2 protein-coding genes are annotated in these 2,420 nt (G+C 51.1%); both read left to right on the top strand.

The genetic code is table 11. The annotated features are described in order from the left end of the window. Window positions 1-54 precede the first annotated feature (54 nt). Entirely contained in the window at window positions 55-924 is an 870-nt protein-coding gene (locus tag C6P64_RS18085) for a DUF3800 domain-containing protein (RefSeq protein ID WP_146115976.1), read from the top strand. A gap of 577 nt (window positions 925-1,501) precedes the next feature. After that, window positions 1,502-2,410, top strand: a complete 909-nt coding sequence (locus C6P64_RS17480; protein ID WP_170073144.1) for an HNH endonuclease — start codon at window positions 1,502-1,504, stop codon at window positions 2,408-2,410. The last annotated feature ends 10 nt before the right edge of the window (window positions 2,411-2,420 follow it).

Genomic DNA, 2,420 nt, shown 5'->3' with positions numbered 1-2,420 from the left:
GGGGGGGGCTGAATAGTTACGAAGAAACTACGCATCGCATCTGGTGGCCTGCCGTTGCACGAGGTAAAACTGAACCAGGTTAATGAGGCAGCCTATCTCGACCTACTTGCGAAGCTTGACCGCGAAGACATCCTGCTGTTCGCCACCGCCACTGATGCCGGCTTGAACACAACGCAACGAGTAGCACAACATCAAAGTATACAGGTCGCCAAAATCAGAGATATTATTCCGAGGATGCGCTATGAAAATGGGCGTACTGGACTCCAGATCCTTGCAGACGAACTTGAAGGACTATCCGGGCAGCTCTACGTTCAGCTTGTATGTCAGGTGCGGTTGATCGACGATGTACTACGGCGATCAATAAACTACTTTGCGCAGCGGAGGCCGCAGGCCCTTAAGCAATTTAGATGGCGGATTGACCAAAAAAATATCAAAAAGCCGACCTTTGAAAAAGCATTCGAAAAGATCGCTCCACCACTTCTGCAAAGCAAATCAATAAATTTTCCCTTCGAGGCAGTTCGTGGTTTTAACTATAGCTTCATGAAGAACTACGAGTTCGAGGATGGCAAGGCGCCTGACTACCTGCAGACGGATTACGGATTCCCAGAGATGGATGGATTCGACCTTGGAAAAATCCTACGTCGTGAGATGACGTTTGTTGACTCAGAGTCAAGCGAAGGTGTGCAAGTTGCAGACTTGTTGGCTAGCGGACTACGCCGATTGCTCCGAGGTCAGTTCCAGGACAACCATAGTGTGGCTACCGCTCTAGGCAAGCTCATGCTGAAGAACCGACGCGGAGAGTATCCGATATGTCTCGTCGCACTTTCAGAAAAAGAGCACAGTGCATCCGCCAACGTGAGCAAGCGCTTAAAGCAACTTGAACTTCACAGCAAGCCAATGCTAACGCTAACGCCAGTCCGGTAGAGCGGAACATAAATTGAACGTTGGACGTCAGCTATAGATCTGGAGAAACGACTGATACTGGCCATGATTTGACCTTACCAGCAGGTCTGGCGATTGGCTGCAGCCGACCAAAAGCAGACGGCTCGATCTGCTGGGAGCGGTCTTTGAGAAGCCAGCGACGCGCGTACGATGGCCTATGCAGTACCCGCGAGTTTGACAATGAATTCAACGATACGATCCGTTCTTATAACGGGAGAAATGCACAGAGGCGTGTAAAAACTGAGACCCGATGAACTTCCTTGATGTCGATCCAGATGCGGAAATCTACCGCATCACCAATGCCAATTATTTCCTGGCGCACCCAGTGACCGTCTCCACTAGACCCAAAGAAGTCGGCCATCAAGTCGGCTGGGACGCCCGAGACCGGTCGTTCGATAAATGTGTGATTAGACTTCCGCTGTCGACGCGTAAGACTACTGCGAGTAGGAATAAAATTTCGCCTTTAGTAGGAGTTCCGGAACGCCAAGCATGCATAACTGCCGTTCTGAGGCGGGAATAAATTGAGTCAAGACCGAATCAACTTCAAGGAAGACTACCAGTGCCAGAAAAATGTTATCTCTGCGATAAGCCGTTCGACAGCGATGGGGTTCTCAAGCACGGAGAGCACATCATTCAAGACAGCCTGGGTGGAACCTTGATTGCAGACGAGATCCTTTGTGCATCTTGTGGCAGCAAGCTTGGTAATAGCGTTGATGGTCCATTCGTGGCGGCACTGGCTCCTCTGACAGTGTTGCTGGACCTTCCTCGGGGGGCAGGTGCTCACGCCAAGGCAAAAGTTAGGCTCGCACTAAACGAGGACGAAGCGTCAAGTCTTTCCGCAGTAACTTTCTTGCTCTCCCAAGACTTCACCATCGCGCCGTCTCGACCGCTGATGCTCACCAGCGAGGCGAAGAAGACGGTAACAGTCATCGGCTCTACTCTCAAGCAAGCTGAGCAGTTCTCGAATTCACCAGCAGTCAAAGCGGCCCTCTCTAGTGGCTACGCTCTCGAGCTGAGTGAGAATGCGGCAACATATGCTCAAAGCCTGCTAGTTCCAGTGAGTCCTAGCTCAGTGGAAGTGCTCCGTGGAGTATTAAAGATTGCTATCGAATTCGCAAACCATTCTGGGGTGCCACGGGCAGTTTTCAAGCACTTGCTCGCTGATGGTGACATGACGAACTCTGAAGCGCTGCTTCGATCGAGTATCTTTCCATACTACCCCACTACGGATGCTGAGCGTTTTTTTGAGACGGAGAAGCATACCCACGAGGACTGGTTTCCCACACACCATCTCTACATTTTCAGCCAGTACAGGAGCCTGTACTGCTACGTAGAGTTGTTCGGAACGATTCAGAACTACGTGTTACTGTCAGCCGAGTACGACGGACCGCCCGTCGAAGCCAAGTTTATACAGAAGGCCGAGCGTTGGGAGTTCAATGCTGACACCTTTACCGCCAAAGACGAGTGATTTCAAGGTG

The sequence above is a fragment of the Malikia granosa genome, assembly GCF_002980595.1.
Taxonomy (GTDB): domain Bacteria; phylum Pseudomonadota; class Gammaproteobacteria; order Burkholderiales; family Burkholderiaceae_C; genus Malikia; species Malikia granosa.
The sequence above is the reverse complement of the archived record's forward strand: the minus strand, read 5'-3'. Positions and strand labels throughout refer to the sequence as shown.